Origin of the sequence: Streptomyces sp. HUAS 31 (assembly GCF_028198125.1) — a bacterium.
Classification (GTDB): domain Bacteria; phylum Actinomycetota; class Actinomycetes; order Streptomycetales; family Streptomycetaceae; genus Streptomyces; species Streptomyces chartreusis.
Map to the genome: position 1 here is coordinate 3,396,980 of NZ_CP116353.1, position 13,820 is coordinate 3,410,799.

At 72.8% G+C, this 13,820-nt stretch carries 13 protein-coding genes; 6 read left to right on the plus strand and 7 right to left on the minus strand.

What is annotated here, in order from left to right; all coding sequences use genetic code 11:
- Positions 1-44: 44 nt before the first annotated feature.
- Both PGH47_RS14925 and PGH47_RS14930 read right to left on the minus strand, forming a co-directional pair.
- Positions 45-767: a hypothetical protein gene (locus tag PGH47_RS14925; protein ID WP_271663841.1), complete on the minus strand. Its 723-nt coding sequence runs from the start codon at positions 765-767 to the stop codon at positions 45-47.
- 1 nt (position 768) lies between these two features.
- A complete protein-coding gene (locus tag PGH47_RS14930; protein ID WP_271668060.1) occupies positions 769-1,296 on the minus strand; it encodes an RNA polymerase sigma factor in 528 nt (175 codons plus the stop codon).
- Between the two features lie 309 nt (positions 1,297-1,605).
- On the opposite strand from PGH47_RS14930, the gene PGH47_RS14935 reads away from it, so the two are divergent.
- Positions 1,606-2,622 (plus strand): aspartate-semialdehyde dehydrogenase, encoded by a 1,017-nt coding sequence (locus tag PGH47_RS14935; protein WP_271663842.1) that lies wholly within the window; start codon positions 1,606-1,608, stop codon positions 2,620-2,622.
- Positions 2,623-2,681: 59 nt separating this feature from the next.
- Here PGH47_RS14935 and PGH47_RS14940 read toward each other — a convergent pair whose 3' ends face one another.
- Positions 2,682-3,158 carry a DUF1203 domain-containing protein gene (locus PGH47_RS14940; protein WP_271663843.1) on the minus strand — a complete coding sequence of 159 codons (477 nt, stop codon included), beginning with the start codon at positions 3,156-3,158 and terminating at the stop codon, positions 2,682-2,684.
- Between the two features lie 112 nt (positions 3,159-3,270).
- Here PGH47_RS14940 and pepN point away from each other — a divergent pair, with 112 nt between their 5' ends.
- Complete coding sequence (pepN, locus tag PGH47_RS14945) at positions 3,271-5,844, plus strand: aminopeptidase N (protein WP_271663844.1); 2,574 nt, start codon at positions 3,271-3,273, stop codon at positions 5,842-5,844.
- A gap of 109 nt (positions 5,845-5,953) precedes the next feature.
- On the opposite strand, the gene PGH47_RS14950 is transcribed toward pepN, so the two are convergent.
- On the minus strand, positions 5,954-7,411 hold the full coding sequence (locus PGH47_RS14950) for an FAD-dependent monooxygenase (RefSeq protein ID WP_271663845.1): 1,458 nt from the start codon (positions 7,409-7,411) through the stop codon (positions 5,954-5,956).
- Positions 7,412-7,549: 138 nt separating this feature from the next.
- Between PGH47_RS14950 and PGH47_RS14955 the strand changes: the two genes are divergently transcribed.
- Positions 7,550-8,137 carry a TetR/AcrR family transcriptional regulator gene (locus PGH47_RS14955; protein ID WP_271663846.1) on the plus strand — a complete coding sequence of 196 codons (588 nt, stop codon included), beginning with the start codon at positions 7,550-7,552 and terminating at the stop codon, positions 8,135-8,137.
- Positions 8,138-8,308: 171 nt separating this feature from the next.
- Here PGH47_RS14955 and PGH47_RS14960 read toward each other — a convergent pair whose 3' ends face one another.
- The 3 genes from PGH47_RS14960 to PGH47_RS14970 form a co-directional block, all read right to left on the minus strand.
- Complete coding sequence (locus tag PGH47_RS14960; protein WP_271663847.1) at positions 8,309-8,563, minus strand: hypothetical protein; 255 nt, start codon at positions 8,561-8,563, stop codon at positions 8,309-8,311.
- 99 nt (positions 8,564-8,662) lie between these two features.
- Positions 8,663-10,789, minus strand: a complete 2,127-nt coding sequence (malQ, locus tag PGH47_RS14965; protein ID WP_271663848.1) for a 4-alpha-glucanotransferase — start codon at positions 10,787-10,789, stop codon at positions 8,663-8,665.
- Complete coding sequence (locus PGH47_RS14970; protein ID WP_107905435.1) at positions 10,790-11,047, minus strand: hypothetical protein; 258 nt, start codon at positions 11,045-11,047, stop codon at positions 10,790-10,792.
- Positions 11,048-11,234: 187 nt separating this feature from the next.
- Here PGH47_RS14970 and PGH47_RS14975 point away from each other — a divergent pair, with 187 nt between their 5' ends.
- From PGH47_RS14975 to PGH47_RS14985, 3 genes are read left to right on the plus strand one after another with little or no spacing between them, the layout of a single operon-like run.
- Entirely contained in the window at positions 11,235-11,768 is a 534-nt protein-coding gene (locus tag PGH47_RS14975) for a PadR family transcriptional regulator (RefSeq protein ID WP_271663849.1), read from the plus strand.
- Positions 11,765-12,463: an ABC transporter ATP-binding protein gene (locus PGH47_RS14980; RefSeq protein ID WP_271663850.1), complete on the plus strand. Its 699-nt coding sequence runs from the start codon at positions 11,765-11,767 to the stop codon at positions 12,461-12,463. Before PGH47_RS14975 ends, PGH47_RS14980 begins: the two co-directional genes overlap by 4 nt.
- On the plus strand, positions 12,460-13,806 hold the full coding sequence (locus PGH47_RS14985) for an FtsX-like permease family protein (RefSeq protein ID WP_271663851.1): 1,347 nt from the start codon (positions 12,460-12,462) through the stop codon (positions 13,804-13,806). Before PGH47_RS14980 ends, PGH47_RS14985 begins: the two co-directional genes overlap by 4 nt.
- Positions 13,807-13,820 lie beyond the last annotated feature (14 nt).

Here is a 13,820-nt window from a genome sequence, read left to right on the forward strand (position 1 = left end):
GCCATCGGGGGCGGGCGTCCGTACGGGCGCCCGCCCCTTGCCGTTCAGCAGCCGAGTGCCCGCGCCTCGGGCAGCGAGGCGGTGATCCAGGCCCGCTCGGGGGCGATGTCCGCCTCGCCGACGGCCCAGAAGTCGGGCTCGCGGGCGCCCTTCCTGATGCCGATGAGCACGGGGTCGCCCTTGCGGAGACCGGGCACGAGGCTCTCCTCGACGGTGAACGTCAGCTCCGGCTCGCCCTTGTCCGGCTTGTAGTAGCGGGTCATGTCGAGGGTGACGCGCAGCGAGGCCGTCCCGGGAACCCGCTCGACGGAGGTGGCCCGCCCCTCGGCCACCAGTCGCGAGCAGGCGAGGTAGGGCGGGCTGCCGAACTCGGTGCCGATGGACTGCTGCGAGGGGGCGGCCTTGTCCGCGTTGCTCGCCCCCGCGTCGGAACTCACCCCGGACCCGGCCTGCGTCAGCAGCCAGCCCATGCCCACCAGCACCGACCCGGCGGCGGCCACGGCGAGCGAGCCGAGGGCGACGGTGAGGATCCGGCGCCGGGCGCGGACGGGCCGTCGTACGGGAGCCGGCTCGGGCGCCGGTGGCGGGGGCTCGGCGAGCGCGTGCCCGATGATGCCGAGCTGCTCGCGCAGCAGCGCCAGGTCGGCCGCGGCGGAGGCGTGCTCGGCCATGAAGGCGGCGTCCGCCCGGGCCTCCTCGGACAGCGGTTCACCGGTGATCGCGGCCATCAGCGCGTCGGCGCCGCGGCCCTGGTTCTCGGCGGTCACGTCACACCACCTCGTCCTCGTGCAGGCGGGCGCGCAGGGCCCGTACCGCCGTGTGCAGCCTGCTCTTGACCGTGCCCTCGGGGATGCCGAGCTCCGCGGCTATGTCGCGCACCGGGAGATCGCCGTAGAAGCGCAGCACGAGGACCTGACGCTGGGCGTCGGGCAGCTCGTCCAGGCCCTGGGCCACGGCGAGGGAGAGCAGGCTGCTGTCCTCGCCGGAGGGGTGCTCCGTCTGGCGCAGGGAGGCCAGCCGTTCACCGAGGCGTTCCTGGCGCTTCTTGGCCCGGTGCCAGTCCATGGCGAGGTTGGAGGCGACGACCGCCGCCCACGCCGACACGTCCCGCGGCGCCTCGCGTCCGCTCGCGGCCCGTTCGAGCAACCGCAGCCGGACCTGCTGTACCCCGTCCGGCAGGTCCGTCTGCGGCACCCCGCCGAGCGCGAGCACCGCCCGCACCCGACGCTCCTGGGCCGCGTCCAGGGGATCGGTGTGATCGTCCTCCTGGGCACGGCGGGCCTTTCTGCGCAGCACAAGCCACCCCCTCACCGCGTTTCCTCTACGACGCCGCGGCGCCCGGAAACGTTCGGCCGGGTCGCCGGAAGTTTTCCGCGAGGTGTACGTCACACCGGTGCGCGAGCGCAGCACAGCTTGCGGCGCGAACACCCCGCGGGGCGAATTTATGCAGCTCAGCATGGGTGCGGACGGGAGTTCCGGAACCGTCCGGCCGGTCGGGGTGTCCTTGTCCGGGGGTATGAAGCACAAAGAATTGGACAGGCGGACCTGGGTCGGCCGCATGATGGAAAGGCCGCAGACATGCAAGAACGCCCAGAAGGAGTCACCGTGAGGGTCGGAATCGTCGGAGCCACCGGTCAGGTCGGCACGGTCATGCGCAGGATCCTCAAGGAGCGCGACTTCCCGGTCACCGAGCTGCGGCTGTTCGCCTCGGCCCGCTCGGCGGGCTCGGTCCTGGACGGCGTGACGGTGGAGGACGCGACGACCGCCGACTACTCCGGCCTCGACATCGTGCTGTTCTCCGCGGGCGGCTCGACGTCGAAGGCGCTGGCGGAGAAGGTCGCCTCCCAGGGCGCCGTGGTGATCGACAACTCCTCCGCGTGGCGCCGTGACCCCGAGGTCCCGCTGGTCGTCTCCGAGGTGAACCCGCACGCGATCGCCGACCGTCCCAAGGGCATCATCGCCAACCCGAACTGCACCACGATGGCCGCGATGCCGGTGCTGAAGCCGCTGCACGCCGAGGCCGGCCTCGAAGCGCTCGTGGTCGCCACCTACCAGGCCGTCTCCGGCTCCGGCCTGGCCGGCGTGGACGAGCTGTTCGAGCAGGTCAAGAAGGTCGGCGACGACGCGCCGAAGCTGACCCACGACGGCTCGGCGGCGGAGTTCCCCGCCCCGAACAAGTACGTGGCGCCGATCGCGTACAACGTCCTGCCGCTGGCCGGCTCCATCGTCGACGACGGCCTGAACGAGACCGACGAGGAGCAGAAGCTCCGCCACGAGTCCCGCAAGATCCTGGAGATCCCCGGTCTGAAGGTCTCCGGCACCTGCGTCCGGGTCCCGGTCTTCTCCGGCCACTCCCTCCAGGTCAACGCCCGCTTCGCCCGCCCGATCAGCGCGGAGCGCGCCAAGGAGCTGCTGGCCGGTGCCCCCGGCGTGGCCCTCAGCGACGTCCCCACCCCGCTCCAGGCGGCCGGCCAGGACCCGTCCTACGTGGGCCGTATCCGCGCCGACGAGACGGTCGAGCACGGCATCGCGCTGTTCGTCTCCAACGACAACCTCCGCAAGGGCGCCGCGCTGAACGCGGTGCAGATCGCGGAGCTGGTGGCGGCCGAGCTGAAGGGCTGACGCCCACCCGTACCCGGCGCAGGGGCGCCCACCCTCACCGGTGGGCGCCCCTGCCGCGTTCAGCGGGGCCTGCGCACCTCGTACAGGAAGCACCCGTACTCCACGGCCCTGACGTGCAGCAGCACCACCTCGGGGTCGGCGAACGCCGCCGTGAACGCCTCCTCGAAGGCACCCGACTCCACGAGCCGGCCGCCGAGGATGCGGCCGTCGGCCGAGTAGCGGCGCACCGTGCGGTGGGCGTTCGCGAAGGGCAGGGCGTCCCCGTCCGGTCCCCCGCACTCCTCGGCGTGGATGAACACCGGGCCCTGCTCGTCGTACGCCCCGGGATCGACGCCCGTACCGGCCGCCCAGCGGCGCAGGGGAGCGTACGAGACGAGGGCGATGCGCTCGCCGGGGGCGCTGCGGCGAAGGCAGCAGCGCAGGGGCGCGCCGCCCTCCTCGTCGGTCACGGGACGCATGCGGCGGCCCGCGTCGTCGGCGGTGCGCAGCTCCGTCAGGGCCGTCGGATCGATGGGGTGTGCACGGCGGATCGTCATGCCCCCAGCCTCACGCGCGAGGGCCGAGCTCACCGGCGGTCAACGGACATCGCGTTCCGGTCACGTCCCGTGGAAGGATGACGCAACCGACACATATCGAGGAGATGACCGCGTGCCTGGCACAAACCTGACTCGCGAAGAGGCGCAGCAGCGGGCGAAGCTGCTCACCGTTGACTCGTACGAGATCGATCTCGACCTCTCCGGCGCGCAGGAGGGCGGCACCTACCGGTCCGTGACCACGGTGCGCTTCGACGTCGCTGAGAGCGGCGCCGACTCCTTCATCGACCTCGTGGCTCCGACCGTCCACGAGGTGACCCTCAACGGCGACGCGCTGGACGCCGCCGAGGTCTTCGAGGACTCCCGGATCGCCCTGCCCGGCCTGCTCCAGGGCCGCAACGTCCTGCGGGTGGTCGCCGACTGCGCGTACACCAACACCGGTGAGGGCCTGCACCGCTTCGTCGACCCCGTCGACCAGCAGGCGTACCTGTACACCCAGTTCGAGGTGCCCGACGCCCGGCGCGTCTTCGCCTCGTTCGAACAGCCCGACCTGAAGGCCACCTTCCAGTTCACCGTGCAGGCCCCGGAGGGCTGGACGGTGATCTCCAACTCGCCCACCCCGGAGCCGAAGGACAACGTCTGGTCCTTCGAGCCGACGCCGCGCATCTCGACGTACATCACCGCGCTCATCGTCGGCCCGTACCACTCCGTGCACAGCGTGTACGAGAAGGACGGCCAGAGCGTGCCGCTGGGCATCTACTGCCGTCCGTCGCTGGCCGAGTTCCTGGACTCGGACGCGATCTTCGAGGTGACCCGGCAGGGCTTCGAGTGGTTCCAGGAGAAGTTCGACTACGCGTACCCGTTCAAGAAGTACGACCAGCTGTTCGTGCCGGAGTTCAACGCGGGCGCGATGGAGAACGCGGGCGCGGTGACCATCCGCGATCAGTACGTGTTCCGCTCGAAGGTGACGGACGCGGCGTACCTGGGCCGCGCGGAGACCATCCTGCACGAGCTGGCCCACATGTGGTTCGGCGACCTGGTCACCATGGAGTGGTGGAACGACCTGTGGCTGAACGAGTCGTTCGCCACGTACACCTCCATCGCCTGCCAGGCGCACGCCCCGGGGACGCGCTGGCCGCAGGCGTGGACGACGTTCGCGAACCAGATGAAGACGTGGGCGTACCGGCAGGACCAGCTGCCGTCGACGCACCCGATCATGGCGGAGATCCGCGACCTGGACGACGTGCTCGTCAACTTCGACGGCATCACGTACGCCAAGGGCGCCTCCGTGCTCAAGCAGCTCGTGGCGTACGTCGGCCAGGACGAGTTCTTCAAGGGCGTGCAGGCGTACTTCAAGCGGCACGCGTTCGGCAACACGCGCCTGACCGACCTGCTGGGCGCCCTGGAGGAGACCTCCGGCCGTGACCTGAAGACCTGGTCGAAGCAGTGGCTGCAGACCGCGGGCATCAACATCCTGCGGCCCGAGATCGCCACGGACGCCGACGGCGTGATCACGTCCTTCGCGATCCGCCAGGAGGCCCCGGCCCTGCCCGCGGGCGCCCAGGGCGAGCCGACGCTGCGCCCGCACCGCATCGCGGTGGGCCTTTACAACCTGGACGAGACCTCCGGGAAGCTGCTGCGCGACGAGCGCATCGAGCTGGACGTCGACGGTGAACTGACCGCCGTGCAGCAGCTCGTGGGCACCCGCCGCCCGGACGTCGTCCTGCTCAACGACGACGACCTGTCGTACGCGAAGGTCCGCCTCGACGAGCAGTCCCTCGCCGTCGTCACCGAGCACCTGGGCGACTTCGAGGCGTCGCTGCCGCGGGCCCTTTGCTGGGCGTCGTCCTGGGACATGACGCGGGACGCCGAGCTCGCCACCCGCGACTACCTCTCGCTGGTCCTGTCGGGCATCGGCAAGGAGTCCGACATCGGTGTCGTGCAGTCGCTCCAGCGGCAGGTGAAGCTGGCGATCGAGCTGTACGCCGCTCCCGCCACCCGCGAGGCCCTGCTGACCCGCTGGACGGACGCCACGCTGGCGCACCTGCGGTCGGCCGAGCCGGGCAGCGACCACCAGCTGGCGTGGGCGCGCGCGTTCGCCGCGGCGGCCCGCACGCCGGAGCAGCTGGACCTGCTGGACGCGCTCCTGGACGGCTCCCAGACGATCGAGGGCCTGGCCGTCGACACGGAGCTGCGCTGGGCGTTCGTGCAGCGTCTCGCGGCGGTGGGCCGCTTCGACGAGACGGAGATCGCCGGCGAGTACGAGCGGGATCGGACCGCGGCCGGTGAACGGCACGCCGCCACCGCCCGTGCCGGCCGCCCGACCGCCGAGGCGAAGGCGGAGGCGTGGGCGTCGGTCGTCGAGTCCGACAAGCTGCCGAACGCCGTGCAGGAGGCGGTGATCGGCGGCTTCGTGCAGACCGACCAGCGTGAGCTGCTCGCCGCCTACACCGACAAGTACTTCGAGGTGGTCAAGGACGTGTGGGACTCCCGCTCCCACGAGATCGCCCAGCAGATCGCCGTCGGCCTGTACCCGGCGCTGCAGATCTCCGAGGAGACCCTGCGCAAGACGGACGACTGGCTGTCGTCGGCACAGCCGAACGCGGCCCTGCGTCGTCTGGTCTCGGAGTCCCGCGCGGGCGTCGAGCGCGCGCTGCGGGCGCAGGAGGCGGACGCGGCCGCGGAGTGACGGCTCGTCACCCGGCCGCGGAGTGACGGCTGGTCACTGAGGCCGACACGTCGGCAGGGGCGTCCGGTGCCATGGCACCGGGCGCCCCTCGCGCGTGCGCGACCCCACGTCAGGCGAACTGGAGGGCGAGGCCCTTCTCGATCGCCGCGGCGTCCGCGTCCTCCGCCGACCAGGCCACGTATCCGTCGGGCCGCACCAGCACGGTCGTGCGGCTCTCGCCCGCCCAGCGCTCGACGGCCGGCAGGTCCTCGCGGCCGGCCCGGCTCCCGTACGGCTCCGGCAGCGCCCGCGGAGCGATCAGCACGAACCGTCCGCCGCGCAGCGCCTCGTACAGTCGCCCGCTCTCCAGCGCCACGTCCGGGATGCGGGTGCCGACCAGGCGGTGGGCGCCGCGCGGGGCGGGGTAGCGGTAGCCGATGCCCGAGATCTGGGCGAGGGCCTTGGTACGGACGGGCCTGGCGGCGTTCGCGAAGGCGGAGACCAGGGCGCGTACGGCGCGCAGGGCCGGGTTCTGGGCCCTGGCCAGCCGGACCAGCCCGCCGCTGCTGCGCAGCACCGCCCTGCCGACGGGGTGGCGTTCGGCCTCGTAGGTGTCCAGGAAGCCGTCGGACGCCCGGCCCTGGACGACCGCGGCGAGCTTCCAGCCGAGGTTCGCCGCGTCCTGGAGGCCGGTGTTCATGCCCTGGCCGCCGGCCGGTGAGTGGATGTGCGCGGCGTCGCCGGCGAGCAGGACCCGGCCGACCCGGTACCTCGGCACCTGGCGTTCGTCGCTGTGGAACCGGGACAGCCAGCGGGCGTCGTGCATGCCGTAGTCGGTGCCCAGGGCCCGCCGGGCGATCTCCTTGACCTCGTCGAGGTCGAGCGGGGCGTCGTCGGGGACCTCGTGGTCGCGGTTCCAGCCCATGACGCGGTACCAGCCGTCACCGAAGGAGGCGATCATCGCGAAGGCGTCGCCCGCGCCGTTGACGGTGAGCACGCTGTCGGGCCGCTCGGTGAGCCGGACGTCCGCGAGGATCAGCGACTTGATGACCGAGGTGCCGGGGAAGGGCAGGCCGAGCGCCTCGCGTACGGCGCTGCGGTGGCCGTCGGTGCCGACGACGTAGGCCGCGCGGTGGGTGACGACCGTCCCGTCGGCGCCGCGCACGTCGAGGTCGGCCCCGTCGGCGTCCTGCCGCAGCCCCACGACCTCGCTCTCGTACCGGAACTCCACGCCGAGCTCGCGGGCCCGCCGCTCCAGCAGCCGCTCGACCTCGTACTGCGGGGTGATGAGCAGGAACGGGAAGCGCGACGGCAGCGTGCCCAGGTCGAGGGAGAGCCGGCGGAAGAGGCGGAGCCGGGTGATGGTGCTGCCGGTGGTGATCAGCTCGTCGGCGAGGCCGCGGGCGTCGAGCTGCTCCAGGGTGCGGGCGTGGACGCCGAAGGCCCGGGAGAGGTTGCTGATCTTGCGGGGGCGTCGCTCGACGAGGGTGACGGGGACTCCGGCGGCGGCGAGGTCACCGGCCAGGAGCAGGCCGGTGGGGCCGGAGCCGACGACGACCACGGGGTGCGGGGAGACGGTGCCGGTCATGGTGGCCTCCTGCCAACGATTGTTTGCCAAACATTGTTTGCCAACGGTTGTTGGTCAACGCTTGTTGGCAACATTAGGAGGGCCGACCGGAGCTGTCAACACTTGTTGGCCTACATCCGTTGACCTACGGTTGTGGGCATGAACGAGAACAGCCCCCCGCCCCCCGCCCCACCCCGCCGTTCCGACGCCACGCGCACGGCGATCCTCGACGCGGCCCGCGAGCGCTTCGCGGCCGACGGGTACGAGCGCGCCACCATCCGCGCCATCGCCAAGCACGCGAACATCGACCCGTCGATGGTGATGCGCTACTACGGCAACAAGGAGGGCCTCTTCGCGGCGGCCATGGCCATCGACCTGAAGCTGCCGGAGCCGGGGGCACTGAGCCGGGAGGACGTCGGCCGGGCGCTGGTGACGCACTTCCTGGGCATGTGGGAGGAGAACGAGGTCCTCACGGCGCTGCTCCGGGTCGGCGCGACCAACCAGGCCGGCGCCGAGCGTATGCAGGGCATCTTCGCGGACCAGCTGCTGCCGCTCGCCCACCGCGTGTGCCCCGACCCCGAGCAGGCCCCCGCCCGGGCCGCGCTGGCGTCGTCACAGCTGCTCGGACTGGCCCTCACGCGCTACGTGCTGCGCTTCCCGCCGGCCGTGGCGCTGTCCCCCGAGGAACTCGTGGCCTGGCTGGCGCCCACGGTGCAGCGGTATCTGACGGCACCGCATCCCGCGTGAGAGCGGCCTCGCGGGGGCCGAGCGGCCTCGCGGGGGTCGGGAACGCGTCGAGGGCGCCTGCCTCGTCGTGCGTACGGCGGATGCGCGTACGCACGACGAGGCAGGCGCCCTCGACGGAAGCAGGGATCGGGCGGGAAACGCCTGATCGGGGTCGGGCTTCGCCCGGCCTTGTCAGGCCTTCGCCTTGGCCTTGGTCTTCGGCTCGCGGTCCGAGCGGTCCAGGACCATCACGAGGCCCACGATGACCAAGAAGATCACGGTCGGGGCAATGACGAACTGGGCCACCGTCTCCATGACGGTCAGGCCCTGACCGGGGTCGTCGCCGTCGTCACGCGTGAGCGCGAGCGCGGGGGACGACATCAGGAGCATCATCAGCGTCGTACCGGCAGCCAGGGCGCCGGCGCGCAGGGCGTTCTTCTTGTCCACGGGGCCAAAAGTATCGAACGACGCGAAGGCCCGCGCGCCCGGGGTGCCGTATGAGGCCCGCCCCGGCCGGACGCGGGCCACAGCACGCCCCTCGCCGCGTCACTCCTGCGGCCCGATCCCGCCCCGCAGCACCTCGACCAGCCCCCACATCCGAGACGACCCCGCGAGCTCCTCCAGGGTCATCGGTTTCCCGTCCGCGTCGGCGATCGGCAGGCGCCAGTTCGGGTACTGGTCCCACGTACCCGGCAGGTTCTGCGGGCGGCGGTCGCCGACGCCGTCGGGGAGCCAGACGCCGATCATCCGGGCCGGGGTGCGCAGCAGGAAGCGGTGGACGGCCTGGATCTCGGCCTCCTCCTCCGAGGCGCAGTGCCCGCCGTGCGCTCCCCGCAACATCCCCAGCCGGGACAGCAATTCCAGCCACTCCCCCGTGTCCGCCGCGGCCTCCGCCCGCTCCTGTTCCAGCGGCCGGGTCAACAGACCCAGGCTGTCGCGGAGTTCGACGTGTTCGCCGGTGAGGCGGGCCGCGCTGGAGGGCAGGTCGTGGGTGGTGGCGGTGGCGAGGCAGTCGGCGCGCCAGGACTCCGGCGGCAGCGGCCGTCCGTCGCCGTCCCAGTCCCGCTCGAACCAGAGCACGGAGGTGCCCAGCACGCCCCGCGAGCGCAGCGCCTCCCGCACCCCCGGCTCGACCGTGCCGAGGTCCTCCCCTATGACCACAGCGCCGGCCCGCTCGGCCTCCAGCACCAGGATCGCGAGCATGGCCTCGGCGTCGTAGCGGACGTACGTCCCCTCCGTCGGTGCCTGTCCCTGCGGTACCCACCACAGCCGGAACAGCCCCATGACGTGGTCGATGCGCAGGGCGCCGGCGTAGCGGCAGAGGGCCCGCAGCAGGCGGCGGTACGGCTCGTACCCGGACTCGGCGAGCCGGTCGGGGCGCCAGGGCGGCAGCCCCCAGTCCTGGCCGCGCGCGTTGAAGGCGTCCGGTGGCGCGCCGACCGACATGCCGGCGGCGAAGTACTCCTGCTGCGCCCAGGCGTCGGCGCCCCCGGGGTGCACCCCGACCGCCAGGTCGTGCACGATCCCGACCGGCATCCCGGCCTCCCGGGCGGCCCGCTGGGCGGCGGTGAGCTGGCCGTCGGTGAGCCAGGCGAGTCGGCAGTGGAAGTCGATCCGGTCCATCAACTCGCTGCGGGCGCGGGCGGTTTCGGGCGACCGCGGGTCCCGCAGCCCCGCCGGCCACTGCTGCCAGTCCGAGCCGTGCACCTCGGCCAGCGCGCACCAGGTGGCGTGGTCCTCCAGCGCGTCGCCCTCCCGGGCGAGGAAGTCGACGTACGCGGCGCGCCGCCCGGGTCCGAGCGGTACCTCGCGCACGAGTTCCAGCGCCTCGCGCTTGGCCTCCCAGACGGCGTCCCGGTCGATCAGCGCGCCCTTGTCCAGCACCGCCTCGCGCAGCCGCCCGGCCCGTTCCAGCAGTGCCCGCACCCGTGTGCGGTCCTCGACGTAGGCGAACTCGGGCACGTCCTCGACCCGCAGGTGCACCGGGTCGGGGAAGCGGCGGGAGGACGGACGGTAGGGCGAGGGGTCGGTCGGGGTTCCGGGTACGGCCGCGTGCAGCGGGTTGACCTGGACGAATCCGGCGCCGAGCGCCCGGCCGGCCCAGGTGGCGAGTTCGGTGAGGTCACCGAGGTCGCCCATGCCCCAGGAGCGGCGCGAGAGCAGGGAGTAGAGCTGGACGAGGAGGCCGTAGGAGCGTCCGGTGGGGGTGGGAAGACGGGGCGGGGCGACGACGAGATGACTGGTCGTCGTACGGCCGTCCGGTGTGGTGGCCGTCAGCCGGTGGACGCCGGGCGGGAGCCGGTCGGCGGCGGTCCGGGTCTCGCCCTGCTCGGTCTCGATGTGCAGCCGGGTGCCGGACGGCAGCGCGGCCAGTGCCTCGGGTTCGGCCCCGCTCCAGCTCACCATCGTCGGCGGCAGCAGCCGCTCGCGCAGTTCGCGGTCCCGGGCGGCGAGCGCGGCCGCGACGGCGGCGGGCGTGCTCGTGTCCACGTCGAGGGCGGCCAGGGCGCGGGTGAGCGCGGTCGCGGTGGCCGTGACGGTGCGGTCGGCGGACGGCTGGAAGGAGGTGGCCACGCCGTGCAGCCCGGCGAGGCGCGTCAAAGCGTCGGAAGGGAGATCCTCAGAGCCTTCGGGCCCTTCGGCACAGGCTTCGGCCGACCGCTGCGCTGTCATCTACGGCCTCGTGCAGTCCATGTCCATACCGGTGTCCATACCCAGGTCCCAGGTCGCCGCCTCACTCGTCAGGGGCGCGGCGTCGGCGAGCGGCGGCTCACTGGTGAGCGGCTCGAAGTCGGGGAGGGGTGGTTCGCTGGTCAGGGGGGTCTCGACGCAGGCGCCCTCGGCGCTGAAGACGCAGTCGTGCATCTCGGGCTCGATGGGCGCCTCAGGTTTGGACTGGGCCGGGAGCAGAAGGTGTGCCGATGCTGCCACGGGGGCCTCCTCTTCATGGTGCGGCGTACGGGATACCGCAGCCCTACCCAGCAGGCGCGGCGGCAGACGTACAGAGTCCAACAACGTGCCCCTCCTCACATTCCGCGCCGCCGGCGCCGAGGATTCCCCGGATCACTTCAACGCTCACTATTCACTCAGTACATGTACTCAGTACATAATGATCGCCATGAGCACCCGTCACATCCTGCTGGGCCTGCTCGCCAAGGGGCCGAGCCATGGCTACGACCTCAAGCGACGCCACGACGAACGCTTCCCGCAAGCCCGCCCGCTGGCCTACGGGCAGGTCTACACGACGCTGCAACGGCTGGTCCGCGACGGACTCGCCGAGATCGACGGCACCGACTCCGACGGCGGGCCCGAGCGGACGATGTACCGCACGACCGACGACGGAGCGCGCGAACTGGCCCAGTGGGCGGCCGAGATCGCGCCGCCGGCGCCGTTCGTGACGAACGAGATCTTCGCCAAGGTCGTCGTGTCGATCCTGTCCGGCGGCGACCCGGACGGCTATCTGCTGGCCCAGCGCGCCGCCCACATGACACGCATGCGGGAGCTCACGGCCCTCAAGACCGCGCCCGGCGCCGATCTCGCGTCGGTGCTCTCGGCGGACTACGCCCTCAACCACCTCGACGCCGACCTCCGTTGGATGACGACCACGGCGGCCCGGCTCACCACCCTGACCGCGGAGGTCGACCCAGCATGAGCAACGAAGAGGACGGCGCGGTACCGCTTCTGGCGGCCCGTGACCTCGTCAAGGCGCACTGCAGGACCGAGGCCCTGCGCGGCGCCACGGTCGAGCTGCGGCCCGGCGAGATCCTCGCCGTCACCGGCGCGAGCGGCAGCGGAAAGTCCACGCTGCTGCACTGCCTGGCCGGCATCGTCCGCCCGGACACCGGCGCGGTGACGTACGGCGGCGAGCGGCTCGACCAACTGCCCGAGCGGCGGCTGAGCGAGCTGCGGCGTACGGAGTTCGGGGTGGTCTTCCAGTTCGGGCAGCTGATCCCGGAGCTGACGGCCCTGGACAACGTGGCGCTGCCGCTGCTGCTCGGCGGTGCCCGGCGGCAGGAGGCGCAGGCGAGTGCCGGTGAGTGGCTGGAGCGGTTCGGGGTGCGCGGGCAGGAGGAGCTGCGGCCCGGCGAGATGAGCGGCGGCCAGGCCCAGCGGGTGGCGCTGGCCCGGGCCCTGGTCACCGGCCCGAAGGTGGTCTTCGCGGACGAGCCGACCGGGGCCCTGGACTCCCTGGCGAGCGAGCAGGTGATGTCGGCGCTCACGCACACGGCCCGCGAGTCGGGCACGGCCGTACTGCTGATCACCCACGACGCCCAGGTGGCGGCGTACGCGGACCGCGAGGTCCGGCTGGCGGACGGCGCCGTGCTGCCGCTGGAGGTGGGGGTATGAGCACCGATCTCCGGCTGGCCTGGCTGCTCACCCGGGGATCGGACCGGCGCGAGTGGTGGCGGGCCGCGCTCACCGCGGTCGGCGCGGCCCTCGCGACCGGCATCGGGCTCGCGGTCGCGACCTTCGCCTCGATCAGGGGCCATTACTCGGTGTCGGTCGGCTCAGGGCTGCTCGATGCCGCCAGTGACCGCCAGGGCGTGATGGTCACGCTGCTGATGCTGCTGGTGCCGGTGCTCGGGTTCCTCGGGCAGTGCGCCCGCGTGGGGGCCGTGCACCGCGACCGGCGCCTTGCCGCGCTGCGGCTCGCGGGTGCCACGCCCGCTCAGGTGCGCCGGATCGCGGCGCTGGAGGCGGGGCTGGCCTGCCTCGCCGGGTCGGCCCTGGCGACGGCCGTCTCCGTCCCCCTCCTGCTGAGTCTGTGGCAGCACCCCGAGCCCCTGGCCTGGGTCGGAATGACCCTCGTCGCCGTGGCCGTCCCGGTGCTGGGCGCGGCCGTGAGCGCGCTGGCGCTGCGCCGAGTGGTGGCCTCGCCCCTGGGCTGGGTCCGGCGGGTGCGCCCGACTCGGGGGCCGGGGAGGGTGTTCGGCGTCTTGACCGTGCTCCTGGTGGTGCTCGCCGCCTACGTCGGTCTGAACACGTACCGCGGCAACCGGCCCGGCATCGCTCTCGGGCCGCTGACGGTGTTCGCCACGAGTCTGCTGCTCGGCGCCGCGGCCGTCTGGCTGGCGGGCTGGTCCTCGCGGCGGCTGGGCACCTCTCTCGCCGCCCGCGCCCAGCGCCCCGCGCTGCTGATCGCGGCGGAGCGCCTGCGGGACGACCCGTGGGCGACGGCCCGCACCCATGCCGCGGTACTGCTCGTGACGGTCGTCGGTACGGCCTTCGCCGGGATCCGCGCCGTGATGCTGCACATCGTGAACGGCACCACCCAACTGTCCGAGCGCAACGAGTACTACACCACCGGCCTCGACCTCACGGGCGCCGCGATCCTCGTCGCGCTGGCGCTGACGCTGTCGGCCCTGGCCGTCGGCACGGCCGAGTCGCTGGCCTCCCGTCGCCGGGGACTGGCCGCGCAGGCCGCGGCGGGCGTGCCGCAGAGCGTGCTGGGGCGGGCGCTGCTGCTGGAGACCGCGCTGCCGCTCGCCCCGGCGGTGCTGCTCGCGGGCGCCGGCGGCACGGCGATCTACGTGGGCTGGGCCGAGCTGATCGACGACGCGGTCGGACCCGTACCGCTGTTGCCCGTCCTGGTCCCGGTGGCCGTGTACGCCGCCTGTCTGCTGGCCGCGGCCATGTCACTGCCGCTGCTGCGCCGCTCGGTACGGCCCGCGGAGCTGCGGTACACCTGAGCCGGCGTAAGGCG

Excerpts from the sequence above, each read along its gene's own strand:
- PGH47_RS14950 (WP_271663845.1), bottom strand. The coding sequence starts at position 7,411 with ATGACCGGCACCGTCTCCCCGCACCCCGTGGTCGTCGTCGGCTCCGGC.
- PGH47_RS14940 (WP_271663843.1), bottom strand. The coding sequence starts at position 3,158 with ATGACGATCCGCCGTGCACACCCCATCGATCCGACGGCCCTGACGGAG.
- PGH47_RS14955 (WP_271663846.1), top strand. The coding sequence starts at position 7,550 with ATGAACGAGAACAGCCCCCCGCCCCCCGCCCCACCCCGCCGTTCCGAC.
- malQ (WP_271663848.1), bottom strand. The coding sequence starts at position 10,789 with ATGACAGCGCAGCGGTCGGCCGAAGCCTGTGCCGAAGGGCCCGAAGGC.
- PGH47_RS14980 (WP_271663850.1), top strand. The coding sequence starts at position 11,765 with ATGAGCAACGAAGAGGACGGCGCGGTACCGCTTCTGGCGGCCCGTGAC.
- PGH47_RS14985 (WP_271663851.1), top strand. The coding sequence starts at position 12,460 with ATGAGCACCGATCTCCGGCTGGCCTGGCTGCTCACCCGGGGATCGGAC.
- PGH47_RS14975 (WP_271663849.1), top strand. The coding sequence starts at position 11,235 with ATGAGCACCCGTCACATCCTGCTGGGCCTGCTCGCCAAGGGGCCGAGC.